The organism is Staphylococcus pseudoxylosus, assembly GCF_003697915.1.
GTDB lineage: Bacteria > Bacillota > Bacilli > Staphylococcales > Staphylococcaceae > Staphylococcus > Staphylococcus pseudoxylosus.
The window spans coordinates 1-218 of sequence record NZ_RCVN01000111.1; the positions used below are offsets into that span (position 1 = coordinate 1).

The 218-nt window shown below is 33.9% G+C and carries 1 pseudogene; it reads left to right on the forward strand.

The window, feature by feature from the left end:
* Window positions 1-218: pseudogene (locus tag D9V42_RS15020) on the forward strand (LacI family transcriptional regulator); the annotation flags it as partial.

Consider the following 218-nt stretch of genomic DNA (forward strand, 5'->3'; position numbering starts at 1 on the left):
GAGTACTTTTAAAGTGGCAGAAAACATTCGATGATTGTAAGCCTATTAAACGTGGTCAAAGTTTAAGAGCGAGACAAACACACCTTATTGGTGCCATTATACCTAGAATGAATTCATATGCAGTAGATGAAACAATCAAAGGATTGGCAAAACAATGCCAAAAATATGAATCACAATTAATTTTGAATTACACAGGATCTATATACGTCGGAGTTTCA